Annotated in this window: 24 protein-coding genes and 1 tRNA gene; 11 read left to right on the top strand and 14 right to left on the bottom strand. The window is 65.9% G+C overall.

Features of this window, described 5'->3' with window-relative positions:
- Positions 1-2: 2 nt before the first annotated feature.
- Genes ARTB_RS06085 through ARTB_RS06110 form a run of 6 tightly spaced genes read right to left on the bottom strand, consistent with a single transcriptional unit; the run spans position 3 to position 7,773 of the window.
- The gene (locus ARTB_RS06085; RefSeq protein ID WP_243178166.1) at positions 3-1,847 is read right to left on the bottom strand and encodes a protein kinase domain-containing protein; all 1,845 of its coding nucleotides are present in this window, start codon (positions 1,845-1,847) and stop codon (positions 3-5) included.
- Entirely contained in the window at positions 1,844-3,301 is a 1,458-nt protein-coding gene (locus tag ARTB_RS06090; protein ID WP_243178167.1) for a peptidoglycan D,D-transpeptidase FtsI family protein, read from the bottom strand. The genes ARTB_RS06085 and ARTB_RS06090 overlap by 4 nt, the downstream gene beginning before the upstream one ends.
- Positions 3,298-4,743 carry an FtsW/RodA/SpoVE family cell cycle protein gene (locus tag ARTB_RS06095; protein ID WP_028278228.1) on the bottom strand — a complete coding sequence of 482 codons (1,446 nt, stop codon included), beginning with the start codon at positions 4,741-4,743 and terminating at the stop codon, positions 3,298-3,300. Before ARTB_RS06095 ends, ARTB_RS06090 begins: the two co-directional genes overlap by 4 nt.
- Positions 4,740-6,542: a PP2C family protein-serine/threonine phosphatase gene (locus tag ARTB_RS06100; protein WP_243178168.1), complete on the bottom strand. Its 1,803-nt coding sequence runs from the start codon at positions 6,540-6,542 to the stop codon at positions 4,740-4,742. The genes ARTB_RS06095 and ARTB_RS06100 overlap by 4 nt, the downstream gene beginning before the upstream one ends.
- 2 nt (positions 6,543-6,544) lie before the next feature.
- The gene (locus ARTB_RS06105; RefSeq protein ID WP_018775647.1) at positions 6,545-7,027 is read right to left on the bottom strand and encodes an FHA domain-containing protein FhaB/FipA; all 483 of its coding nucleotides are present in this window, start codon (positions 7,025-7,027) and stop codon (positions 6,545-6,547) included.
- The gene (locus ARTB_RS06110; RefSeq protein WP_243178169.1) at positions 7,024-7,773 is read right to left on the bottom strand and encodes an FhaA domain-containing protein; all 750 of its coding nucleotides are present in this window, start codon (positions 7,771-7,773) and stop codon (positions 7,024-7,026) included. The genes ARTB_RS06105 and ARTB_RS06110 overlap by 4 nt, the downstream gene beginning before the upstream one ends.
- A 385-nt stretch (positions 7,774-8,158) precedes the next feature.
- On the opposite strand from ARTB_RS06110, the gene ARTB_RS06115 reads away from it, so the two are divergent.
- A tRNA-Leu gene (locus tag ARTB_RS06115) sits at positions 8,159-8,241 on the top strand.
- Between the two features lie 193 nt (positions 8,242-8,434).
- On the opposite strand, the gene ARTB_RS06120 is transcribed toward ARTB_RS06115, so the two are convergent.
- Positions 8,435-9,127 carry a TetR/AcrR family transcriptional regulator gene (locus tag ARTB_RS06120; RefSeq protein WP_243178170.1) on the bottom strand — a complete coding sequence of 231 codons (693 nt, stop codon included), beginning with the start codon at positions 9,125-9,127 and terminating at the stop codon, positions 8,435-8,437.
- Between the two features lie 194 nt (positions 9,128-9,321).
- Here ARTB_RS06120 and ARTB_RS06125 point away from each other — a divergent pair, with 194 nt between their 5' ends.
- From ARTB_RS06125 to ARTB_RS06140, 4 genes are all read left to right on the top strand, one after another.
- Positions 9,322-10,710: a flavin monoamine oxidase family protein gene (locus ARTB_RS06125; RefSeq protein ID WP_243178408.1), complete on the top strand. Its 1,389-nt coding sequence runs from the start codon at positions 9,322-9,324 to the stop codon at positions 10,708-10,710.
- Between the two features lie 54 nt (positions 10,711-10,764).
- Positions 10,765-11,724: a universal stress protein gene (locus ARTB_RS06130; protein WP_243178171.1), complete on the top strand. Its 960-nt coding sequence runs from the start codon at positions 10,765-10,767 to the stop codon at positions 11,722-11,724.
- Positions 11,721-13,283: an APC family permease gene (locus ARTB_RS06135; RefSeq protein ID WP_243178172.1), complete on the top strand. Its 1,563-nt coding sequence runs from the start codon at positions 11,721-11,723 to the stop codon at positions 13,281-13,283. The genes ARTB_RS06130 and ARTB_RS06135 overlap by 4 nt, the downstream gene beginning before the upstream one ends.
- A gap of 128 nt (positions 13,284-13,411) precedes the next feature.
- On the top strand, positions 13,412-13,894 hold the full coding sequence (locus ARTB_RS06140) for a pyridoxamine 5'-phosphate oxidase family protein (RefSeq protein ID WP_018775641.1): 483 nt from the start codon (positions 13,412-13,414) through the stop codon (positions 13,892-13,894).
- Positions 13,895-14,017: 123 nt separating this feature from the next.
- On the opposite strand, the gene ARTB_RS06145 is transcribed toward ARTB_RS06140, so the two are convergent.
- Positions 14,018-14,656 (bottom strand): NADPH-dependent F420 reductase, encoded by a 639-nt coding sequence (locus tag ARTB_RS06145; RefSeq protein WP_243178173.1) that lies wholly within the window; start codon positions 14,654-14,656, stop codon positions 14,018-14,020.
- Between the two features lie 53 nt (positions 14,657-14,709).
- The gene (locus tag ARTB_RS06150) at positions 14,710-15,342 is read right to left on the bottom strand and encodes a hypothetical protein (protein WP_243178174.1); all 633 of its coding nucleotides are present in this window, start codon (positions 15,340-15,342) and stop codon (positions 14,710-14,712) included.
- A gap of 197 nt (positions 15,343-15,539) precedes the next feature.
- Here ARTB_RS06150 and ARTB_RS06155 point away from each other — a divergent pair, with 197 nt between their 5' ends.
- Positions 15,540-15,917: a VOC family protein gene (locus ARTB_RS06155; RefSeq protein WP_243178175.1), complete on the top strand. Its 378-nt coding sequence runs from the start codon at positions 15,540-15,542 to the stop codon at positions 15,915-15,917.
- Positions 15,918-15,945: 28 nt separating this feature from the next.
- Here the strand turns inward: ARTB_RS06155 and ARTB_RS06160 are convergent, their stop codons facing one another.
- Both ARTB_RS06160 and ARTB_RS06165 read right to left on the bottom strand, forming a co-directional pair.
- A complete protein-coding gene (locus ARTB_RS06160) occupies positions 15,946-16,554 on the bottom strand; it encodes an NADPH-dependent FMN reductase (protein ID WP_028278218.1) in 609 nt (202 codons plus the stop codon).
- A gap of 141 nt (positions 16,555-16,695) precedes the next feature.
- Positions 16,696-17,100: a DUF5997 family protein gene (locus tag ARTB_RS06165; protein WP_243178176.1), complete on the bottom strand. Its 405-nt coding sequence runs from the start codon at positions 17,098-17,100 to the stop codon at positions 16,696-16,698.
- Between the two features lie 122 nt (positions 17,101-17,222).
- Here ARTB_RS06165 and ARTB_RS06170 point away from each other — a divergent pair, with 122 nt between their 5' ends.
- Positions 17,223-17,978: a LysR family substrate-binding domain-containing protein gene (locus ARTB_RS06170; RefSeq protein WP_439954090.1), complete on the top strand. Its 756-nt coding sequence runs from the start codon at positions 17,223-17,225 to the stop codon at positions 17,976-17,978.
- 129 nt (positions 17,979-18,107) lie between these two features.
- Here ARTB_RS06170 and ARTB_RS06175 read toward each other — a convergent pair whose 3' ends face one another.
- On the bottom strand, positions 18,108-18,671 hold the full coding sequence (locus tag ARTB_RS06175) for a dihydrofolate reductase family protein (protein ID WP_243178177.1): 564 nt from the start codon (positions 18,669-18,671) through the stop codon (positions 18,108-18,110).
- A 229-nt stretch (positions 18,672-18,900) separates the two neighbouring features.
- On the opposite strand from ARTB_RS06175, the gene ARTB_RS06180 reads away from it, so the two are divergent.
- Positions 18,901-19,380, top strand: coding sequence for a hypothetical protein (locus tag ARTB_RS06180; protein ID WP_156945220.1), 480 nt, complete (start codon positions 18,901-18,903; stop codon positions 19,378-19,380).
- Positions 19,381-19,788: 408 nt separating this feature from the next.
- Here ARTB_RS06180 and ARTB_RS06185 read toward each other — a convergent pair whose 3' ends face one another.
- The gene (locus ARTB_RS06185; protein WP_028278214.1) at positions 19,789-20,289 is read right to left on the bottom strand and encodes a cupin domain-containing protein; all 501 of its coding nucleotides are present in this window, start codon (positions 20,287-20,289) and stop codon (positions 19,789-19,791) included.
- A gap of 67 nt (positions 20,290-20,356) precedes the next feature.
- Between ARTB_RS06185 and ARTB_RS06190 the strand changes: the two genes are divergently transcribed.
- Positions 20,357-20,980, top strand: a complete 624-nt coding sequence (locus tag ARTB_RS06190; RefSeq protein ID WP_243178178.1) for a TetR/AcrR family transcriptional regulator — start codon at positions 20,357-20,359, stop codon at positions 20,978-20,980.
- A gap of 191 nt (positions 20,981-21,171) precedes the next feature.
- On the opposite strand, the gene ARTB_RS06195 is transcribed toward ARTB_RS06190, so the two are convergent.
- On the bottom strand, positions 21,172-21,507 hold the full coding sequence (locus ARTB_RS06195; RefSeq protein ID WP_243178179.1) for a hypothetical protein: 336 nt from the start codon (positions 21,505-21,507) through the stop codon (positions 21,172-21,174).
- A 97-nt stretch (positions 21,508-21,604) separates the two neighbouring features.
- Here ARTB_RS06195 and ARTB_RS06200 point away from each other — a divergent pair, with 97 nt between their 5' ends.
- Complete coding sequence (locus ARTB_RS06200; protein WP_028278211.1) at positions 21,605-21,925, top strand: DUF6221 family protein; 321 nt, start codon at positions 21,605-21,607, stop codon at positions 21,923-21,925.
- 130 nt (positions 21,926-22,055) lie between these two features.
- Entirely contained in the window at positions 22,056-22,358 is a 303-nt protein-coding gene (locus tag ARTB_RS06205) for an urease subunit gamma (RefSeq protein ID WP_223914842.1), read from the top strand.

The following is a 22,358-nucleotide window of genomic DNA, read 5'->3' on the forward strand; positions in this document are numbered from 1 at the left end:
GTTTAGGGTCCGGACTTGGTAGGTGACGGTGAAGGGGATGTGGCCGTGGCCTTGGCGAGGTGGTAGGTCACGACGCTTCCGGCGGTCACTTTGGACCCGGAAGGAGGCTGCGAGCTCACGAACGTGCCCGGATCTTCGTTCTTGTTCGTGGGACTGACGTCGGCTCCCTTGGCCCAGCGCAGCCCGGCGTCCTGGATGGCCTGCTGGGCTTCAGCCTCGCTGACGCCCGCCTTGATGGACGGGACCTCGACCATTTCCGGGCCCTTGGAGTAGCTGACGGTGATGGTGGTGCCCGGCTGGACCGCACCGGAGGGATCGATGTTGGTGACGGTGCCTGGCGTCGCGTCGTTGACGACCTCGACACCGGTGACTTGCAGCCCCTTGCCAATCAGCTCGTTGCGGACATCGTTGTACGGCCGCCCCAGGTAGGCATCCGGGATCAGGTTGACCGCTGCCGGGGTGGATTCGGTGGGTTTCGCGGAGCTGGGCGTGGGGGTGGGCGTCTCGGTCGGGGTAGCCGACGACGCCGACGGCGTGGCACTGCTCGGTTTCGCGATGCTGGACGTGGCACTGCTCGTGGCCGGACCCTGCGAGGGGAAGAGACTGCCGGCCTGGCTCAGGACCACACCGACCAGGACGAACACCACCAGCAGGATCAACGCAATCAGCGGCCAGGTCCACGGGCTTCGTCCGCGGCGCTTCGGCTCCTCCTCCGGCTCGTCGTAGTCTTCTTCCTCCTCTTCCTGCACCCAGCTTCGCTCGGCCGCCAGGGCGTCGGCGCGGTTGAGGGCGTTGCGGGCGCCGTAGCCGCTGGCTGCGGCAGCGCCGGCTGCCAGGCCGGCGGCTGCACCTGCACCGGCGGCGCCCACGACGGGCAGCGCGGACGTCGCCGACGTCGACTTGTCCTCCGCGGCGCTGGAGCCAATGACGCTGGTGGCCGCTGTGGGGACGTCGACGGGGGCCGTGATGGGCCCGGTGGCTGCCTCGAAAAGCAGCATGCCCGGTACGGCTGCGTGTGCGGCGGCGATATCACCGTTGCGGATGGCCTCGGCCGCCTCGGACAGCTTGATGGCGTCGGCCGGGCGGTTCTTCGGATCCTTGGCCAGCATGGACATCAGCAGGGCGCGGACGGGCCTGGGCAGTGTGTCCGGCAGCGGCGGAGGCGCGTCGTTGACCTGGGCCAGCGCGATGGCGATCTGGGATTCCCCGGAGAACGGCCGGTGGCCCGTGAGGCACTCGTAGCCGATCACGCCGAGGGAGTAGATGTCCGAGGCTCCAGTGGCAGTCTGCCCCGTGGCCTGTTCGGGTGCCAGGTACTGGGCGGTGCCCATCACCTGGCCGGTCTGGGTCAGCGGAACCTGGTCGGCCAGGCGGGCGATGCCGAAGTCGGTGACCTTGACGCGGCCGTCGGGGGTGATGAGCAGGTTCCCCGGCTTGACGTCGCGGTGCACGAGGCCCTGCGCGTGCGCGACGGCCAGGGCCCGCGCCGTCTGCGCGATCATCGAAAGCGTGCGGTCCGGGGACAGCACCTGTTCGTGCTCGATGATGCTGCTCAGCGGCTGCCCCGGAACCAGTTCCATGACCAGGTAGGCGGAACCCTCTTCCTCGCCGTAATCGAAGACGTTGGCGATGCCCACGTGGTTCAGCAGGGCGGTATGGCGTGCCTCGGCGCGGAAGCGCTGCAGGAATCCGGGGTCGCCCGTGTATTCCTCCTTGAGCACCTTGATGGCGACGATGCGGCCAAGGATCAGGTCTTTGGCTTTCCAGACTTCTCCCATGCCGCCGATCGCAATGCGCGTGGTCAGCTGGAATCTGCCGCCGAGGGTGATTCCCGAAGTAGGCCTCACTTATTCAACACCGCCTCAAAAATCTTCTTCGCGTTCGGACTGGTTAGATTTGCGCCAGTGGTGATGTCTACGCCTTCCATGACGATGGTGACGGCCACTTGCGGGTCATTTGCCGGGGCGAACCCGGTAAACCAAGAATTGTTCAGGCCGTTGCCGAGTTCTGCGGTACCGGTCTTGCCGGCCACCTGGACACCGGGCACGGCCGCACGGTGTGCGATGCCGTCGTCGACGACGCTGACCATCCACTCGTTGACCTGCCGTGCGATCTCCGGACTCGTGGCGGTGCGCAGGGCCTGGGGTTTCGGTTCGCTGATCGTCCGCAGGTCAGGGGCGCGTACGGCCTTGATCAGGTTCGGCTGCATCTGTACTCCGTCGTTGGCGATCGCCGCCGTCATGGTGTTGATCTGCAGCGGTGTGGCGCGGACGTCGCGCTGGCCGATCGAGGACTGCGCCAGCCCGGCGTCGTCCAGCGGTTCGCTCGGGAAGAAGCTTGGGGCGCTGTCCAGCTTGAGCTGGTCGCCGAAGTCCTGGCCGAAGCCGAATTTCTCCGCCTCGTCCCCGATGGCCTTCTGCCCCAGGTCCAGTGCGATACTGGCGAACGGTGTGTTGCAGGACTGCTGCAGGGCAAACGCGAACGACGCCGTCGTGCGCGTGTAGCAGTTGCCGCCCGCGTAGTTGGGCAGCTTGTAGTCGATGCCCGGGAAGGACATCTCGGCCGGGTTGGGCAGGTCGCTGTCCTTGTTGTACTTGCCCGATTTCAGCGCCGCAGATGTGTCAATGAGCTTGAACACCGATCCCGGTGCCAGCAGCTCGCCCGTGGGTCCAGAGACGTTCTGGTTCAGGTTGATCCCGGGGACCTGGTTCAGCTCGGTGTAATTGGCCTGTTCGGCGGCCGGGTCCTGGGTGGCAATCAGGTTGGGGTCATAGGACGGTTTGGACACCATGGCCAGGACCGCGCCGGTCTTCGGGTTGGTGACCACGATGTGCCCGCGAATGCCGTCCGGGATGAGGTCGTAGGCAAGCTTCTGGAGTTTGGGGTCCAGGGTCAGCTCCACGGACGCGCCCTTGGGCTGGTTGCCGAGGAACAACTGGCCCACCCGGTCCAGGAACTGCTGGTCCGAACTGCCGGCCAGGACATCGTTCATCGACTTCTCGAGTCCGGTGAGGCCGTAGTTCTTGGAGAAGTAGCCGGTGACGCCCGCGTAGAGCTCGGGCTGGGAGTAGGTCCGCTGGAATTTGCAGCTCTCCGTGGCGGGCACGGACTCTGCCACCGGGGTGCCGCCGACAATGATCGCACCGCGGTCGTTGCAGTAGTTCTGCAGGATGGCGCGCCTGTTCCAGGCGTTGGCCTTAAGCTCGTCGGCGCCAACCACCTGCACATAGCTGAGCGCGCCGAAGACCAGCACGAACATCGCGATGGCGGCAATCCATGAATTGCGGATGGCCTGGTTCACAGCTGTTTCACCGCCTCGGTGGGTGCGTCGGGACTGTTTCGGGGATCCGGCGCCGGTTTGGCAGGCAGCACGGGGAAGTTCTTGCGCGCACCGGGTTCCTGGCCGGGCGGCAGTGGCGTTGTATCCACCGGGCCGCGCGCGGAGTGCGAAATCATGAGCAGCAGACCCACAATGATCCAGTTCGCCAGGAGCGAGGACCCGCCGGCGGCGAGGAACGGCGTCGTAAGTCCGGTCAGCGGGATCAGGCGCGTCACGCCGCCGATCACCACAAAGCACTGCAGCGCGATCGCGAAGGAGAGCCCGGTGGCGAGCAGTTTGCCGAACGCGTCGCGGGTGCCCAGCGCGGCGCGGAAGCCCCGGGTGAACAGCAGCAGGTACATCAGGACGATCGCGAAGACGCCGATCAGGCCCAGTTCCTCACCAAAGGAGGCAATGATCATGTCGCTGTTGGCGAAGGGGACGAGGTTGGGCCGGCCCTGGCCGAGGCCGGTGCCGACCAGTCCGCCGTTGGCCATGCCGAACAAGCCCTCGACAATTTGAAGGCTGCCGCCGAACTGCCGGCCGTAGACCTCATCGGTGAACGCGTTGAGCCAGCCGTCGATCCGCAGGGCCACGTGCGAGAACACGCGGGCAGCGACGAAGCCGCCGACGGCAATCAACACAAGGCCGATGATCACCCAGCTGATGCGGCTCGTGGCGACGTAGATCATGACGAGGAACAGGCCGAAGAACAGGATCGAGGATCCGAGGTCACGCTGGAAGACCAGCACGCCGATGCTCACGAGCCAGGCGGTGATCATGGGGCCCATGTCCTTGAACCGTGGGAACTGCACCGGGCCGATCTTGCGGCCAGCCAGCAGGATCAGGTCCCGGTTCGACGACAGATAGCCGGCAAAGAAGATGGCCAGCGTGATCTTGGCGATTTCACCCGGCTGGAAGGTCATGGAACCGATCTTGATCCAGACGCTGGCACCCAGGACCTCTCCGGCGGAGATGCCGGGAACCAGCGGCAGGATGAGGAGCACGGCGCTGATGGCCAGGGAGATATAGGTGAAGCGGCGCAGGATCCGGTGGTCCTTGAGGAACCAAATGACCGCGATCGCGACCGCCATGGCCACCAGGGTCCAGCGCAGCTGGTTGTTGCCGGTGTCTTCGCCTACCCTGTCCAGCCGGTGGATCATGGCCAGGCCCAGCCCGTTAAGGGCGACCACGAGCGGAAGTATTACCGGGTCGGCATATTTTGCGCGGAGCCGCAGCACCACATGGAAGGCGAGGGCGGCCAACGCCAGGAGTCCGGACTGAAACCAGAAGTCGGTGTCGAACGCTTTTTGCCGGTCCACGCCCACGAGCGCCTGGGCACCAATCCCTACGGCGAGGGCGAGGACCAGGAGGACCAGCTCCACGTTTCGTCGTGGCCTGGGCACGGGGTCGATGGGTGTCATTTGGCCCCCTCGCAATTCGTAGTCGGGGTGGCGGATGGCGACGGCTTGGCCGCTCCAGGGGAGGCTGTGGCACTTGGCGACGCCGTGGAGCCCGGCTTGGCCGTGCTGCCGGGGGAGGGGGTGGCACCGGCGGCCGTCGCTGCGGGGGACGGGGTGAGGCATTCATCGGCCGGGGCGGTCGTGCCGGTGCGTTCCAGGTTTTTGACGATTCGCTGCGCGTCGTAGAGGTCGCGGGCGGGCACAGTCAGGCGCACCCGCTGCTGCGAAAATTCGGGAAGGTCGGACATCTTGATATCGGTTACCGCTTCGAGAGTGGAAAGCTGGATGGGCCCGAGACGCTGGGAGACGCCGTTGAAGATGGCCACATGCTGATCGTGTTCGCCGATGTAGTAGCGCGTCTGGGTCCAGGCGTAGCCAAGCCAGAGTCCGACGGCGAGCAGCGCGACGATCGCGGCGGCAATGGATACGGTGAGCCACCGGCGCGGCCGTCCGGCGGGCCTGAAGTCGTCGGCCTCCTCGCGGTCCTGTTCGGACTTGTGCGTGAGGACCGTGGCCGCGCGGCGGGCCACGGTGCGTCCGGCGATGGAAGGAATGGAACCTGATTCCGCCGCTGCGGCGGCGGCCCCGACAAGTTCGTGCGGGCGCATGGAGAGTTCTTCCCGCAGGACTTCGGCCGAGAGATGTTCACCCAGATGCGGGTCGGTGGTGGTCTCGGGCTCCTTGCCCTCGGCAGCCTTCTGTGCGGCGGCGCCCGGCGGCTTGCCGTCGGCCGGGGACCCTGGGGCGGGGTCGGCCGGCGGCGGCCCTGAGGCTCCTGCCGCGGTGGCCAGCGCGGCGGACCCGGTGTCTTGGGCGGAGTTGTCCTTCTTTACGGACCCGCCGGGGGTTTTCGCGGCACCAACGGTGCTGCCGGCCAGGGACCCGGCCAGGGTTCCGGCCGGGGCCGCGGGCGCTGACGTCCCGGCGGCCGCTGCGGGCGCGGGCACGACGTCGACGACGGCGGTCCGGACGTCATCACGGGTCGGCTCGGCAATGTCGAGTACCACCACGGTCACGTTGTCCGGGGCGCCGGCCTCCAGCGTGAGTTCAACCAGCAGTTCGGCGCATTCGCCCAGGTCCTTCGTCTCCCGGACGGTGCGCTCCACGACGTGGCCGGCCACATAGTTCAGGCCGTCCGAGCAGAGCAGCCATCGTTCCCCGGCCTGGACAGCCAGTGTGTCAAGATCCAGCTCCGGGCTGGCATCGACGTCCCCCAGCACGCGCATGAGGACGTTCTTGTGCGGATGCGTTTCGGCCTCTTCGGGGCGGAGCCGGCCCTCATCGATGAGCCGCTGGACAAAGGTGTGGTCGACGCTGACCTGTTCGAACTCGCCGTCACGCAGCCGGTAGGCCCGGGAGTCGCCGATGTGGGCGAAGTGGAGCTTTCCTTCGGCGAGGAGCAGGGCCGTCACCGTGGTACCCATCCCGGCAAGCTTGGGATTCATGTGGACCAGTTCGGACAGCAGGGAGTTGGCCGTCTGGATTTCGTCGGCGAGGACGGTGCCGGGGTCGCCGTCGTAGTCGTCATGGTCCAGATGGATCATGTCCAGGACGGTCGCGGCAGAGGCGACGTCGCCGCCGGCATGGCCACCCATGCCGTCGGCAACGACGGCGAGGTGCCGGCCGACGTAGGCGGAGTCGTCATTCTTGGCGCGTATGCGGCCGACGTCTGAGCGCGCGGCGTAGCGCATGATCAGCGGCCGCTTCGGGGCAGTTGTCTTGCCTTCGGCCCTGTCTGCGGGAAATTCCGGGGCAGCCACGGCTACGGCCTCAATTCGATGACCGTCTTGCCGATTCTCACGGGGACGCCCAGCTCCACCGGGAGGGCCCGGGTCAGCTGCTGGTCTGCCAGATACGTGCCATTAGTGGAGCCGAGGTCCTCGATGAACCAGCGGCTGCCCTGCGGGAACAGGCGGGCATGGCGGCCCGAGGCGTAGTCGTCCTCCAGGACCAGGGTGGCTTCCTGTGCCCGGCCCAGGAGGATGGGGCTCGCCGCGAGGGCGATGGTGGTGCCCTTCAACGGTCCCTCGGTCACGATCAGCTGGCGGGCCTGCTGTTTGACGGGGGCCGGCGGCGGTTCGGCAAGGGAAGGATTCTTGCGCACCTGGCGTGCCGTGGGGGCACCGGCCGCCGCCTTGCGGCCGATCATCAGGTCGCGGCGCATGGCCGAGACAATACTGAAGATCAGCACCCACAGGAGGATGAGGAACCCGAAACGCAGGGCCGTGATGGTCAATTCGCTCATGCGCGGCCGCCTGGGTGGGCGGGCAGTAGGCGGAAGATGATTTTGGTTCGTCCCATCATGATCGTGGCGCCGTCAGCAAGCTCCGAACTGCCTACGATCTTTTGGCCGTTGACGTAGCTGCCGTTCGTGGAGCCGAGATCGATCGCCTGAGCCGTGCCAGGCCCAGTCCGGATTTCCAGGTGGCGGCGCGAAACGCCGGTGTCGTCAATAAGGATGTCTGCTTCGGAGGACCGTCCGAGGACGATTGAGGGCGCGTTCAGCGAATAGCGCTGGCCGTCGATGTCCAGTACAGGCTGAAGCTGTGCAGGCTGGCGTGTCGGAGCCGCGGGTACATTGCCGTGAATACCCGGCTGAGCCGGGACGGAAGGGGCGGAGGCTTTCTCGGTCCGCGAGGTGATGTCGAAATTCCCGGCGCGGTGCTCCTCATCGCGGCGGAAACTGATCCGGACCGGGCCCTGGAGGGTGTACCCCTGGCTGCGGACATGGTTGATGACGACGTCGCACAGCTCCTCCGCGAGCGGTGTGCCCCATTCCTGGGCGCGCTGGAAGTCATCGCTGCTGAGGAGTACGTCAAAAACGTTAGGGGCCAGGGTGCGTCCCGCGGCAATCGTGATGGCCTTGTTGTCCACCTCGGTGCGGAGGCGGCTCGCGATCTCGACAGGCTCAACCTGGGCGCGGGAACCGGTGGAGAAGACTCCGCGGACGGCCTTTTCGATGCCGCGCTCGACTTTGTCCAGCAATCCCATGGTCCTTCTCCTTTCCTGGTGGCTGCGGGGCAGCGTTCGTTCCGGAACTCGGTTTCCAACTTTTGCGAGCCCGCGCTCAGCGGACACTCCTACATCAGATACTACTGGGCGTGTCTGGGAATGGCCTCAACGGACGCCGCCGGGGCGACGTCAAAATGAGTGCCCGCCGCGCCCTGACGTGCGCGGACACCGCCGCCGGGACGGCCGCGGCGGGGTCCCCGCGTGACGCCCGGCGGCGGGGCAAACGTGGCCGGCAAACGACCCCAATCAGGGGGCTCTGGGGCTCGATTGGTGTTTTCCGGCAGTTGTCCGTTATGCTTGATCTCGCTGCTTTTACGAGGTTGGCGGTCCGGGAAACCGGCCCTATCCGAGTGGAAGAAGTTGCGCGCGAGTGGCGGAACGGCAGACGCGCTGGCTTCAGGTGCCAGTGTCCGAAAGGGCGTGGGGGTTCAAATCCCCCCTCGCGCACGCAATCGAAAGAACCCCGGTCTTGGACCGGGGTTCTTTTGTTTAACCCACGCGGGAGAACCGGCGTCGGGGTTTTCCGGTTTCCCCACATTCGAAGGCTTCCTCCGGCGTGTTGCGCCGACCCGCCGGTGTGGTGCGGCGCCGGTCTGTCAAAAGTGGGGAAACTCCGCGGTGGACTACTGCTGCTGGACCGCTAGGCTGCCCGCAGCGCCCCGAGCCCGGCGAGAAGTGCCTCAAGTCCCAGCCGGAAAGCGACGTCGGCCGGTTTCTCATGGCCTTCCCCGGCCAGCCGCTGGACGGCGGCGGTGAAATGCGGTGTCGACGCGGCCATGGTGCCGGAATCGAAGATGTCCGCGGGTGCCGTGACGTCGTAGGCGGAGCCAAAGATGAACGATTCGATCGCGACAATGGCCGGGACAATGCGCTCCTGCGGAAAGCCTGCGCGGCTGAAACCGGCACTGACGGCCTCGTACATGGCCAGTGTCTTGGGCGCGTCGGTCACGGGCAGTACGGCAATGACGGGAATCAGCGGGGTGTGCTTGGAAAATACATCGCGGTAGCTCCAGGCCCAATCCCTCACGGCCTGTTCCCAGTCCCCGGCCTCGAAGGCGGTGACGTCCACGAACGAGGTCAAGTGGTCCTGGACGAGGACCAGCACGTCCCGTTTGGACGAGACATGGTTGTACAGCGCCGAGGGAGCCACGTTGAGGGTCCGCGCCAGGGCAGCCATGGTGAACCCGTCGTAGCCGCTCTTGCCAATCAGCTCCAGGGCCGCCACGGTGATGCCGTGCTGGTCCAGCACGGCCGCGGCGGGCCGTCCCGCGCGGCGGCGGGGCCCGGCGGCGGGGCCGTGCGCATCGGCGGGGGCGCTGGTTGCTGCCGTCATTCCGGCCCTTTCTTCTCTGCTTGGCTTCTCGGTTTGGCTGGCGGGTTGGGGGTGAGCCCGTTCTGCCCCTACTTTACGGGCGAAATTCATTAGGCGGAGGGTCTTCCCCGAAGCGTGTGGACCGTCTATCATTCTAAATGAACGTCATTCATTTTGTGGTCCGCATCACTCTAGCGGCCACGGGGAGGAACATCATGCTGGAACTTGACCGCGACGTCGTCATCGTAGGAGCCGGCCCGTCAGGCTTGACCGCCGCCCGCGAGCTGAAAAGGGCCGGACTCAGTGTGGCGGTGCTCGAGGCGCGGGACCGCGTGGGCGGCCGGACCTGGACCGACACGGTTGACGGGGCCATGCTCGAGATCGGCGGCCAGTGGGTCTCGCCGGACCAGACCGGGCTCCTGGGGCTCCTGGATGAGCTCGGACTGCAGACCTATTCCCGCTACCGCGACGGCGAATCCGTCTACATTGGCGCGGACGGCAAGCGCACCCTGTACACCGGTGACACCTTCCCGGTCAGCGAAACCACCGCCGTCGAAATGGACAAGCTCACGGCATTGCTGGACTCCCTGGCCGCGGAGATGGCTCCCGAGGAGCCGTGGGCCCACCCCAAGGCCCGCGAGCTGGACACCATCTCCTTTCACCACTGGCTGCGGCAGAACTCAACAGATGAGGAAGCCTGCAACAACATCGGCCTGTTCATCGCCGGCGGCATGCTGACCAAACCGGCCCACGCCTTCTCCGCCCTGCAGGCCGTCCTCATGGCTGCCTCGGCGGGGTCCTTCACCAACCTCACGGATGAGGACTTCATCCTGGACAAGCGGGTTGTCGGCGGGATGCAGCAGGTTTCGCTGCTGCAGGCCGCGGAACTGGGCGACGACGTCGTCCTCGGCAGCCCGGTCCGCACCATCAACTGGGCCGATGACGCGAGCGGCGGCTACCGTGTCACTGCTGTCTCCGACCGGGCCACGGTGAACGCACGTTTCGTCATCATGGCCGTGCCGCCGAACCTCTACACCCGGGTGTCCTTCAACCCGCCGTTGCCCCGCCGCCAGCACCAGATGCACCAGCACCAGTCACTTGGCCTGGTCATTAAGGTCCACGCCGTCTACAGCAGCCCGTTCTGGCGCGAAGACGGCCTGTCCGGAACCGCCTTCGGCGCCGGCGCCATTGTGCAGGAGGTCTACGACAACACCAACCACGAGGACCCGCGCGGCACTCTGGTGGGCTTTGTCTCGGATGAGAAGGCCGACGCCATGTTCGAGCTCAGCGCGGAGGACCGCCGCCGCACCATCCTCGAATCGATTGCGTCCTTCCTCGGCGAAAAGGCCCTGGAGCCCGAGGTCTACTACGAGTCCGACTGGGGTTCGGAGGAATGGACCAGGGGGGCCTACGCCGCCAGCTACGATCTTGGCGGACTGCACCGCTACGGCAAGGACCAGTTGACGCCGGTCGGACCGATCTACTGGTCCTGCTCGGACCTTGCGGCCGAGGGCTACCAGCATGTTGACGGCGCCGTCCGGATGGGGCAGCTCACGGCGGCCCGGATCGTCGCTGCTGCGGACCGCGCGTCCGTCGCCTCTTAGAAAATCCCAACAATTCAGTTGAATGCAGTCCAGATCAGTTAGGAGAGCGGCCAGATGCGTTACGTAGTGGGGTATTCAGCCAATGCCAGGGGCCATGATGCGGTCAATCTGGCCGTCTCCCTGGCGCTCGGGCGTGGAGCGAGCCTGGACCTTGTGCTGGTGGTGCCCGAAGTGCAGCAGTCCGGGCATGCCCTCGCACCGAAGGCGGGCTTCGAAAATCTGCTCACCGAGCAGGCCCAGGAGTGGCTCGACCAGGCCCTGGCGCTGGTTCCATCCAGTGTCCCGGCGCAGGCCCACATCCGCAGCCATGATTCCGACGCGCACGCACTGATCGAGGCGGCCGAGGAACTGGGCGCGGACATGCTCATCATCGGGGCCACCAGCACCGGGCTCTTCAAACGGTTCACGATCGGGTCGGTGGCCAGTGCACTGCTCCACGCCTCGCCCGTTCCGGTGGCCCTGGCACCGCACGGCTACCACCGCCAGGAGGCCTTGACCCGGATCAGCTGCGGGCTCGGAACCCGGGCCGGCGCGGAGAAGCTGCTCGAATTCGCCCTGGGCATGGCGGCGAACCGGGACGTGCCGCTGCGCGTGGTGTCGCTTCTGGCCCTCGACGGCGATGCGGCCGATTCAGCCGACGCGGCCCGGGAGTATGCGGCCAAGTGCCTTGCCGACGCACTGGCTGCCGGCGGGCCGGCAGTCCCGGGGGAGGCGAAGGCAGAGGTCCCGGGGGAGGCCAAGACGGAAGCCCAGGTAGAGGCGAAGACGGAAATCGTCGTCGCCCACGGGCGCAGCATCGAGGAAGCCGTGGACCGCCTGGACTGGGAAGACGGCGAGGTCCTGTTGATCGGATCCAGCCGGCTTGCCAAGGGCCGGTCCATCTTCCTCGGCAGCACAGCGGGCCGCATTCTGCGCGCCCTGCCGGTGCCGATGATCGTGGTCCCCAGCGACTATGAACTCAAGCACCTCAATCATTCAGCGTCGAGTGACACCCCCCGAGAGGCACAACAATGAGCGCAGACCATGCGATGTCCAAGCCGTCGCAGACAGGACAGCAGACAGGACAGCACACCGGATCGCAGACCGAACAGCAGCACGGACTGAGTGAAAAGGGCCTGAAAGCCGGATCGGTGGGGCTCATTGGCGCCGTCGTCATCGGCATTTCCTGTATCGCCCCGGCATACACCCTCACGGCCGCCCTGGGTCCCACCGTGGCCGAGGTCGGCGTGCAACTGCCGGCGATCTTCCTGGTGGGCTTTGTCCCCATGCTGCTGGTGGCCTTCGGCTACCGGGAGCTGAACAACGCAATGCCCGACGCCGGGACCTCCTTCACCTGGGCCTCGCGTGCGTTCGGACCCTGGATTGGCTGGATGGGCGGCTGGGGACTCATCGCCGCCACCATCATCGTGCTCTCGAACCTGGCCGCCGTCGCGGTGGACTTCTTCTACCTCATGCTGGCGCAGATCTTCGGCAATCCCGAACTCGCCGACCTCACTACCAACCTGCCGCTGAATATCGCGACCACGCTGGTGTTTATCGCCCTCGCGTGCTGGATCTCCTACCGCGGCATGGAAACCACCAAGACCGTCCAGTACGTTCTCGTGGGATTTCAGTTGCTGGTCCTCGCCTGGTTCTCGGTCTCAGCGTTCAGCCATGTCGCCAACGGAACCGCCTTTGACGCCACGGCCATCTCCCCGGACTGGTTTAACCCGTTCGCCGTGGGATCCTTCTCCGCCTTCGCCGCCGGCGTTTCGCTGTCCATCTTCATCTACTGGGGCTGGGACGTCACGCTGACCATGAACGAGGAGACCAAGAACCCGGAGAAAACGCCGGGACGTGCCGCCACCATCACCGTGCTGGTCATCGTGATCATCTACATGACGGTTGCACTGGCCACGCTGAGCTACGCCGGCGTCGGCGACACGGGGCTGGGCGCCGGAAATCCGGAGAACCAGGGCAGTATCTTCGCCGTCCTGGCGGGACCGGTGATGGGCCCGTTCGCCATCCTGATGTCCCTGGCCATCCTGAGCAGCTCCGCCGCGTCCCTGCAGTCCACATTTGTCTCGCCGGCGCGCACCCTGCTGTCCATGGGCCATTACCGGGCGCTGCCGCAGAAGTTCGGCAGGATCAGCCCCACATACAAGTCGCCGAGCTATGCCACGATCGCCTCGGCCGTCGCGGCCGCCGCGTTCTATGTCATCACCCGGACCACGTCGGAAAACGCACTGTGGGACACCATCACGGCCCTGGGCATGATGATCTGCTTCTACTACGGCATCACCGCGTTGGCCTGTGTCTGGTTTTTCCGCGCCGAGGCGTTCAGCGGAGCGAGGGCCTTCTTCTTCAAGTTCCTCGCGCCACTCCTGGGCGGCGTCATCCTGCTGGTCATGTTCGTCAAGACCGCCTACGACTCCATGGATCCCGCGTACGGATCAGGGTCGTCGATCGGCGGTGTGGGGCTGGTCTTCATCCTGGGCATGGGCGTCATCCTGCTGGGCGTGGTGCTCATGCTGGTCATGGCCAAGCTCCGCCCCGAGTTCTTCAGGGGCCAGGTCCTGACCCGCGGGCACTGAGCCCACTGCCGGTTCAGGGAAGATCCCGGGAAGGTCTCCGGCCGGCAGCCATTGGAAAGTAAGCACACTTACCAATAGGCTGTCCGGAGGGGGACCTTCCTCCGTCGGAACCAGAACGAGGTGAGAGCATGTCGGATGCCGAAAGCATCAGCAAGGTCACGGACATCATCAACGATTCGCACATCGGAATGTTCACCACCATCAATGAGGCAGGCGCGCTCGTCAGCCGGCCACTGGCCGTCCAGGAGGTCAAGGACGACGGCGACATGTGGTTTTTCACGTCGGCGACCACCTCTCAGGTGGCCCACATCCGCGCCAACCCGGCGGTGAACGTCTCCTTCGGCAAGCGCACCGAGTGGGTTTCGGTGGCCGGGACCGCTGAAGTGGTCACTGACCGGCAACTGATCCACGACATGTGGAATCAGGTGGTGGAGGCCTGGTTCCCGGACGGCCCGGACACCCCTGAGGTGGTCCTGCTCCACGTCGACTCGGACTCCGCCGAGTACTGGACCAGCCCGGGCGGCACGGCGGCGACCGTGTTGCAGTGGATCAAGTCCAAGGTGACCAACAGCCGGATGAGCGTCGGCGACAGCGGCACGGTCGAGCTGTAGCGCGCTGAACCGCGCCACCGTCCGGTCTCACCGGTGGATATAGCCGCTTGATATCACCGCTCCGTATGATCGCTCAGTATCACCGCTCTGGGCCGATGACGGCCGGTCGGGACCGGACTGCTCCTAGTCGGTGATTTTCAGGCCGGTGCCCCAGTTAAAGGTTGGATACGCAGGGCTAACCTGCAGCGCCATGACCAGCAGCATGAAGCCCTCGAGTTCGCGGGCGTGGCGCAGTCCGCCCACCTGGAGCGGACGCAGCCCGGCGGCTTCGGCGAAGACCGCAACCTCGTTGCGGGCCTCTTCGGAGTCCGAGGCGATGAAGACATCCATCGGCTGGCCACCGGCTTCCCCGGACCCGAGCGGGCCGGCGAAGGTGGTGTTGAAGGCTTTCACCACCCGTGCGCCCGGGAGCAGTGCGGCGATTTCCTCCGCCGCCGACGTCCCCGGGTCGACCACCAGCGAGTCGAAGGTTTCGGTGTCGATCGGATTGCTGATGTCCACCACCGTCTTGCCGCTGAGCGTGTCGCCGAAATGCGTGGCAACTTCCTTGGCCGGGCCGAAGTACAGCGCGAGGATGACGATGTCGCCCTCGGGAACCTCGCTCAGGCCGCCGGAGTTGGGGGTGCCGCCAAGTTCAGCAGCGAGCTTGGCGGCATTCTCCGGCGTCCGGTCCAGGATCTGGACGGAGCGCCCGGCGGCGACAGCCCGGGTCCCGATCGCCCGTGCCATGTTGCCGCTGCCGATGATCGTGATGTCAGTCATGATGGAACCTTTCCAAGGTGGCCGCGAACTGCCGGATCGGCAATTCCGGGGAATCAGCCGTGCGCGTGGTCCGGGCCACGCGGCCCGGCGGCGCTGACGCCGGCCGCGCGTTCGGCGGCAGCCAGGGCATGTTCCAGCCGTTCCACGGCCGGGGCGTAGGCGGCATCGGTGCAGGCGCGGTCCGTACGGCCGCCGAGGCCCTCGGCGGCCTTGATCGCCCGGATCAGTGCCGCGGTTTCCGGTTGCCGGGTATCGCTCATCGCGGGATAGTCAATCGAGAATCCCGGATCCAGTTCGTACCGCTGCCACCGGGCGAGGGCGCTCCGGTGCCGTGCGGCGGCCGCCTCGTTCAAGAGCCGGGTTTCCCGGCTGGCCCGGCGGGCTTCCTGCCGGCGGAGCAGCCGGGGTGCCGCAGCCACGGCCGCCAGGGCAGCCCCCGCGGCCAGCATCCCGAGGGCCAGGCCGGCCCAAGGCCATGTGGAGGAGGCCAGGACGATGGCGGGGACAATGACGGCGAGTCCGGCGAATGCGTCCCAAAACGCGCCGTCCGCGCCTTCGGAAGGCCCGTCGTCGGCCGCCAGGTGCTTGCGGGCGAAATAGACCGCGGCGAACGCTGCCCCGGCAACCAAAATGGCGAGGGCCAGGAACTGCCAGGCCGCGAGGGCGCCGGATAGTGAAAGCGTCATTGCACACCTCCCCGGAACGGTCCCGGGCGGGCGCTGTTCCGCTAGTTCCATTGGAATCCCTGGCGGCGGGGCCGTCAATGCCTGCCGGGCCGGGGCAATGCCCGGCGCCAGCGTGGACGCAAACCCAGGCGCCAAGGCCCCGTGCGGAGGCCGCGTCGCGGTTCCTACGCCGAGCCTCCCGGCGTAGCCTAGGGGCCATGCGACTGAAAATGTGCAGTATCCACGTCAAGGATCCAGCCTCGGCCCATGAGTTCTACACCGGCACGCTGGGCTTCGAAACGCTGATGGCCATGCCGGAGCACAACCTCTACATCATCAAGGATCCGGATGGTGACGGAGGCGCCGGACTGCTGCTGGAACCCAGTGACAACCCGATCGGAGCGGCCTACATGAACGGTCTTCACGACGCCGGAATACCCGCAATCGTCTTTGGCGTGCCGGACGTGCGCGTCGAATACGACCGGCTGGCGGCCAAGGGCGTGATGTTCCAGGGGGAACCGTCCGAAGGGCCCGGCGGAACCAGTGTGGTGTTGGATGACGGCTGCGGGAACTTCGTGCAGCTGCACCAGGACTAGATGCCGGACCACCGCGCCCTGACTCTGCCTAACGGCTCGTCTTGTCCTTGTCCGGGTGCTCGTCGCCGATATGGCCCGGTGCGTTGGCGGCCAGGACCCGCGCCACGAAGGAGGCATACTCCTCCATGTAGTGGCGCAGCAACCCGGCCGTAGCCTCGTCCTTGACCTCGCCGTCCTCGCCGTAGGCCTCCGGGACGAAGCGGATGTATGCCTCCGGCGCATTCAGCTGCGGGGCGTCGAGGAAGCTCAGCACGCTGCGGAACGAGGACTGCATCACGGCCGTCCCAATGCCGCCGGGGGAGGCGCCGATAATCCCGGTGGGCTTGCGGGCGAAGGAGTTGGTGCCCCACGGCCGGGATCCCCAGTCGATGGCGTTTTTGAGCGCTCCGGGGATGGACCGGTTGTATTCGGGCGAGACGAACAGGATGCCGTCGGAAGCCGAGATGGCATCTTTGAGGGCCTGCCCAACGGGTGGGAAAGCGGCATCAAAATCCGGGCTGTACAACGGCAGATCCCTGATGGGGATCTCCGTGAACTCCAGTTCCGCAGGCGCAAGCCGGATCAGCGCCCTGGACAAAGTGCGGTTGATGGAATTGCTCGAGAGGCTCCCGACAAAATATCCGATCTTGAAGGCCATGGCCTTGTTCCTTCCCGATACGCCGCCGGTGGCAGGTGAATTGGGATACGGACGGGATCGGACCGGCGGCCCCGACCCATTCCGCGAGCGTAGTCCTGTGTCCGCGGGATGAAAAGTGGGGCCGGGAGAAAGCGCGTGCCGCTATTCGGCCTTGGCGCGGGCTTTCTTGGCGTCCTTCTTGGCGGCCTCGTCCTTGACCCGCTGGGCCTCGGCGCGGACGGCGGCGTGGGTGGCGCGCTCGGCCACCAGCCAGGCCGGGGGAGCCTGGAGCAGTGCGGTGATTTCCGCCGTCGTCAGCGCTTCCTCAACACCACCGCGGGCCAGGCCGGCGATGGAGACGTTGAGCTTCTGCGCCACCACGGGGCGCGGGTGCGGGCCGTTGCGGCGCAGTTCCGCGAGCCACTCCGGCGGGTTGGCCTGGAGATCGGCAAAATCAGCGCGGGTAATGGTTGAATCCTGGAACTCCTGGGGTGTCGCCGGCAGGTAGATGCCAAGCTTCTTGGCAACGGTGGCCGGTTTCATGGACTGGGAGTCTGCAGAGGTCATAGTCCAAGGGTATCTGCCGGGATGCCCGCAGGGCACCAACCCAGTACCAACCCAGTACCGGATCAGCGCGGTGCCGCCATCGAAACGGACCCCCGCGCCACCCCGGGCGGTACTGTGAACATGTGTCCGCAGCAGAAGAACCATCCCAGACCCTCGACGAAACCGCCGTCGTCCCAGCCGTCGCAGTCGGGCGGGAGCTGCGCTTCGCGTACGTGGCCGGTGTGACACCGGGAAAATGGATCCGCCGCTGGGAGGAACGGATGCCCGATGTTCCGCTGCACTCCTTTATGTCCGACGACGGCGCGCAGCTGTCCGTGCTCCGCGACGGTACCGCGGACCTGAGTTTCGTCCGGCTCCCGGTGGAACGCGAGGGCCTCAGCGTGATCCCGCTCTACGAGGAGCAGCCGGTGGTGGTGGCACCGAAGGGGCACGAGGTCTCCTTGTTTGAAGAAGTGGACCTGGCGGACCTGTCTGCCGAGACGTTTCTCGATGTGCAGGAGCTCGGCGGACCCGCGATGGCCCTGCAAGTGGTGGCCTCCGGTGCCGGGCTGGTGATCCTGCCGATGTCCGTGGCCCGGCACTTCAACGTCAAGGACACCGTGGCGCGGAAGCTCACGGGCGCGCCCGGCACGGAGATTGCCCTGGCCTGGCCGAGCGACGCCACGGACGAGGTCATCGAGGAATTCATCGGTATTGTCCGCGGACGCACCGCGGCGAGCTCGCGCCAGCCCTCGGCGCAGCAGGAGAAACCCAAACGCGAGCCCAAGCCGGACCGGCGCGGCACCGGAGCCGCCAAGAAGCCCAAGGTGGCGCAGCGTTATGCGCCCAACCCGGACAAGGGCCGCGGCAAGGGATCCCGGAAAAAGGGGAAACGCTAGGCCTGCGGAGTTGGACGCTCCTGGCGGCGTTCTGTGATCGCTGGGTGTCTCCTTCCGGGAGGACGCGCCGAGCGGCTGGTTGGTGAGTGGTGGTGGATGTACTTCCCCGACCGCGCGGAGGAATCGCGCTCAGCCCCTCGTCTCGTACCTGGTCAGGACCACGCCGCCGGGAAACGTCCGCGTCTCCACCAGGTTCAGGTTCACCCAGCTGTCCAGCGAGGTGAAGAACGGAGTGCCGCCACCCACCAGAACCGGATGGGTGACTAGCGCGTATTCGTCGATCAGCCCGGCCCGCATGGCCGCCCCGGCGAGCGTTGCGCCGCCGACGCTCATCGGGCCGCCGTCGCCGGCCTTGAGCCGGCGGATCTCGGCGATCGCGTCGCCGGTGACCAGGCGGGTGTTCCAGTCGACGTTGTCGATCGTCGAGGAGAACACCACCTTTGGCGTGTCCCGCCAGTTCCGCGCGAACTCGATCTCCGCCGGGGTGGCGTTGGGCTGGTGGTCGCCGGTCGGCCAGTAGGACCTCATTGTCTCCCAGAGCTTGCGGCCGTACAGTGACAGGCTGCTAGCCCGCTCCTGGTCGAGCCACCACTGGAACAGTTCGTCGCTCGGCGCGCTCCAGCCGATGTCGTCGCCGGCTGCGGCGATGTAGCCGTCCAGGGTCAGATTCATGCCGTAGATCAGTTTTCGCACGGCGCCAGCCTTCCGTTTTGTCGTGGTCGAGGGGCGTCATTGAACTCTGTCGTCCCGCATATGATCGGCAGCATCCTGTCCCTCATGGAGCCACCGTAACTGCCCATGATCTGGTTGCCATAGCCTTCGGTCCGCGATTCAACTGAGCTGCCCGGTGAAGGATCCCCTATCGGACTGCCGCACCCTCGGCACGGCCGGAAAGTTTTTTGCGCATCGGTAGGCTAAACCCATGGCATTAGGGGATGCGGTGCAACCGCCGACAGTTCGGTCACACGGAGTGGTCCTCGATGCTTACGCGTTCATCAAGGGTTGGCTCATCGCCACCTCGCTCTGGGTCGGCGTGCTACTTCTCCTGGTGGCGGCAGGCTATGGTGTGCCCGCCTGGCGGGACGGCACCGACGCCGGCCACGTATGGGGCTTTTTGGGCATGGTGATTCTGTATGGCTTCGGAGTTTCCCTGGTGTTTGCGGCGCCACTGGCCTGGGTGTTGGCCTATCTTTTGCGCCCGGTCCGGAATCAATGGATCCACATCGGAGCCTTTTTCGCGGTGCCCACCCTCGTGTTCTGGCTGCTGGGAAGCGTCCTGGGCCTCGGCTGGCAGCCCTGGCTACTGATTCCCTGGGCCACCGTTGGCGCAGCGGCAGCCATCGCGCGTTGGGCAATCCGCAATGACGTCCTTGCCTCGAATTCTGCAGCTGACCCGACCTGACCGCCCGCTGCACGATCGGTTTGCGGCTACTTTCTGTCTCCTCGTTTGCCGGGGCAGGCACCCCATGTGAGGCGGCCCTAAACCGGTATCAGGTCGATGTGAATCAGAGCTGTCCCCTGGCCTTCCGTACCAGCTCCGCGATGAGTCAAGGCACAGTGTCCGACGGCTCAGGCCCCACTCATCCTTAGACGCGGGGGCTGGCCTGTGGGCTGGCAGGTGCCGCCGCACTGGTCCTTATAGCCAGACGGAGCAGTCGTTCGAGAGCTGCCGAGGATCTCGCAACTTCAATTACACCGGCGGAGGATCTCGAATGAATTCGAGTCCTCTCGGATCAACAGCAGGGCTGAGAGTTCTGCGAATGAAGGGCTGCCGCGGTGGGGGATATCTCACGGCACGCGAATTGAGTCCTCAGTCCTGATTCTCGGGAAACGGAGGAGGGCCGACGATTTCGATGCCACCGTTTATCCGCCCTGATTCGCGAATGCGCTCAAAGTCCACAACGCCCGGCTTATTGCTCGAGCCGAGGGGTTCGCTGGCGCCGTCGTAGAACGCCTGCGCGCTGCCGGGGGTGTGGAGGCACAAAACACGGGTCCCGTCCTGAAGGACTTTGAACGCGTGGGGGACGCCGCGTGGTGCGATGGTTACCCCGCCCGTAGTGACCCGGTGCTCCTCTCCGTCAATGTTCATCAAGATCTCTCCGGCCAGGATGTACATGGTTTCATCCGAGTCCGGATGGGTGTGCATCGGTGTTACCTTGTCGAGAGCCATCTCGTCCTCAAACATGAGGAACGCTCCGCCGGTTTCGTCTTCCGTCGCCTTCCATGTGTGTATCCCTCCACCGAAGAACCAGCGCCTGGCCCCTTCCCCGGGTTGCAGGACGAGTGCTGATGCGGTCTTATTCGTCTCCATGGTGCTCGCCTCGATGAGTGGTAGGAAGACTTATGGGACACCTGTCCCATAACAAGACTCATGTATCATGAAGATCATGTCAAGGGCTTACGCGGACGTTGGTCGGATCGGGCAGAAGCGCCGCACGCTGGACGCTTTGGTCGGGGCGGCGCGCTCTTTGGTCGCGTCCGGCGTTTCGCCGACGGTGGATGATGCGGCGCAGGCTGCGGGCATTGCGCGGAGTACTGCCTACAGGTATTTCCCCGGCCAGCGGGAGCTACTGGCGGCCGCCCACCCGGAAACGGCACGCATGTCGCTGCTGCCGGAGTCTCCGCCTCCGGGTGCGGCAGAGCGGCTGGACGCTGTGGTGGCCGAGTTCACCAGGATCATTGTTGATACCGAAGCCCAGCAGCGCACCATGCTGCGGCTTTCGCTGGAGCAGGCAGGCGGTGAAGTATCTGGCCTTCCCCTCCGGCAGGGACGGGCGATTGTTTGGATCGCTGAGGCGCTTGCGCCACTGCAGGGACAAATGACGGATCAGGACATTCATCAACTGGCCCTTGCCATCCGAAGTGCCATAGGGATCGAGTCCCTGGCATGGCTGACAGACGTTGGAGGTCTCAGTCGGGAAGAGGCCATCGACTCCATGCGATGGACGGCCCGGGCCCTTTTGGCCCACGCTCTGACGGCCGGACTTCCAACCCGCGAATAGGTTCCCGCCCTGCCAAGTCCGTTTCAGCCGTCATTGTCCCAGTTATCCGTTCGCCCGGTGGTGGCCTCGAAACCTATGCCATGCAAGACGGCACCTGCCGCCGGAAACTGCGACCTCGAGCGATCACAGTTCGCCGCCACATAGCGCCGGACTCCACACGCTGGGCCGCAACCCGCTCCCAGCGTGGTCTGCTACTTGGCGCAGGCGTCCTGAACGGCCTTGACGGATTCGGCCGGAACCTGGTCGCCGGAGTCGGCGATCTGGCGCAGCGGGGTGGTGATCTCAGCGGGTGCACCCGCGGCTTTCGCCCTGCTGACAAGACCGCCCAGCAGTTCCTTGTCGCTGGCGCTGACCAGGCCGTTCTTCACGATGGCGCAGGCCTGCTTCTTCACTTCATTGCCGGCCGCCGCCGCAACCTGTGACGCCCCGTCGTTGACGGCCTTTTCAGTAGCATCCTGCACTTGCCCACAGCCGGTAAGCCCGATCAAGAAGGCGGCAGCGGCAAGGGCGGCGAGACGTCGTTTCATCCACCCACCCTAACAAGCGCGGCTTGTGCCGGCCTGAGGAAAAAGGGCAAACGCCAGGCCGTAGCCCTGTGGGCACCGGCGCGCATAGGCTCGGTGAGTGGACATCGTCGAGTTCCTGACCGCACGCATTAGAGAAGACGAAGCCGCCGCCCTGAAGCTGCTCGGCGACCCCACACTTGCCGTCTCCGGCGAGTGGTATGAACGCCGCCTGCTCCGTGAGTGCGAGGCCAAGCGCCAGCTCATCGGCATCATTGAATCCGCACGCCAGTCCGTGCTGGCCACGTTGGTCAGCCAGGAACCCGCCGACGCCGGATGGGTGCCGGACGTCATCGAATGGACCACGCTCTCCCTGCACACCCTCGCGCTGCCGTATGCGGACCACCCCGAATTCCAGGCGCACTGGCGGATCGCCGGATAGGCCCGTCAGCGGTCAGCTCCTGAGAGGCTGACGGGTCCCGGAAACCTGCAGGAAATCTCCGCGGCCTACTCTGGTCACACCGCGGCTTCTGCGGTCCGCCAGCCGGTTCGGTTCTTGAAGGGATACCGTCATGCACCTCTTGCCCCGTGAGCAGGAAAAGCTCATGATCGTGGTCGCGGCGGATCTCGCCCGCCGCCGCCAGGCACGCGGACTGAAGCTGAACTTCCCCGAGGCCGTCGCGGTGATCAGCTACGAACTGATCGAGGGCGCCCGGGACGGCCGGACCGTTCCGGAGCTCATGAGCTACGGAACCACCATCCTTGGCCGCGACGAGGTGATGGAGGGCGTGCCGGAAATGATCCACGACGTCCAGATCGAAGCAACCTTCCCGGACGGCACCAAGCTCGTCACCGTCCACGACCCGATCCGTTAG

Origin of the sequence: Arthrobacter humicola, assembly GCF_022803015.1 — a bacterium.
Classification (GTDB): domain Bacteria; phylum Actinomycetota; class Actinomycetes; order Actinomycetales; family Micrococcaceae; genus Arthrobacter; species Arthrobacter humicola_A.

What these genes read in the sequence shown, in the direction of transcription:
- ARTB_RS06095 (WP_028278228.1), bottom strand. Translation starts at nt 4,743, where the DNA reads ATGACACCCATCGACCCCGTGCCCAGGCCACGACGAAACGTGGAGCTG.
- ARTB_RS06105 (WP_018775647.1), bottom strand. Translation starts at nt 7,027, where the DNA reads ATGAGCGAATTGACCATCACGGCCCTGCGTTTCGGGTTCCTCATCCTC.
- ARTB_RS06110 (WP_243178169.1), bottom strand. Translation starts at nt 7,773, where the DNA reads ATGGGATTGCTGGACAAAGTCGAGCGCGGCATCGAAAAGGCCGTCCGC.
- ARTB_RS06120 (WP_243178170.1), bottom strand. Translation starts at nt 9,127, where the DNA reads ATGACGGCAGCAACCAGCGCCCCCGCCGATGCGCACGGCCCCGCCGCC.
- ARTB_RS06125 (WP_243178408.1), top strand. Translation starts at nt 9,322, where the DNA reads ATGCTGGAACTTGACCGCGACGTCGTCATCGTAGGAGCCGGCCCGTCA.
- ARTB_RS06130 (WP_243178171.1), top strand. Translation starts at nt 10,765, where the DNA reads ATGCGTTACGTAGTGGGGTATTCAGCCAATGCCAGGGGCCATGATGCG.
- ARTB_RS06135 (WP_243178172.1), top strand. Translation starts at nt 11,721, where the DNA reads ATGAGCGCAGACCATGCGATGTCCAAGCCGTCGCAGACAGGACAGCAG.
- ARTB_RS06140 (WP_018775641.1), top strand. Translation starts at nt 13,412, where the DNA reads ATGTCGGATGCCGAAAGCATCAGCAAGGTCACGGACATCATCAACGAT.
- ARTB_RS06145 (WP_243178173.1), bottom strand. Translation starts at nt 14,656, where the DNA reads ATGACTGACATCACGATCATCGGCAGCGGCAACATGGCACGGGCGATC.
- ARTB_RS06150 (WP_243178174.1), bottom strand. Translation starts at nt 15,342, where the DNA reads ATGACGCTTTCACTATCCGGCGCCCTCGCGGCCTGGCAGTTCCTGGCC.
- ARTB_RS06155 (WP_243178175.1), top strand. Translation starts at nt 15,540, where the DNA reads ATGCGACTGAAAATGTGCAGTATCCACGTCAAGGATCCAGCCTCGGCC.
- ARTB_RS06160 (WP_028278218.1), bottom strand. Translation starts at nt 16,554, where the DNA reads ATGGCCTTCAAGATCGGATATTTTGTCGGGAGCCTCTCGAGCAATTCC.
- ARTB_RS06165 (WP_243178176.1), bottom strand. Translation starts at nt 17,100, where the DNA reads ATGACCTCTGCAGACTCCCAGTCCATGAAACCGGCCACCGTTGCCAAG.
- ARTB_RS06180 (WP_156945220.1), top strand. Translation starts at nt 18,901, where the DNA reads ATGGCATTAGGGGATGCGGTGCAACCGCCGACAGTTCGGTCACACGGA.
- ARTB_RS06185 (WP_028278214.1), bottom strand. Translation starts at nt 20,289, where the DNA reads ATGGAGACGAATAAGACCGCATCAGCACTCGTCCTGCAACCCGGGGAA.
- ARTB_RS06190 (WP_243178178.1), top strand. Translation starts at nt 20,357, where the DNA reads ATGAAGATCATGTCAAGGGCTTACGCGGACGTTGGTCGGATCGGGCAG.
- ARTB_RS06195 (WP_243178179.1), bottom strand. Translation starts at nt 21,507, where the DNA reads ATGAAACGACGTCTCGCCGCCCTTGCCGCTGCCGCCTTCTTGATCGGG.
- ARTB_RS06205 (WP_223914842.1), top strand. Translation starts at nt 22,056, where the DNA reads ATGCACCTCTTGCCCCGTGAGCAGGAAAAGCTCATGATCGTGGTCGCG.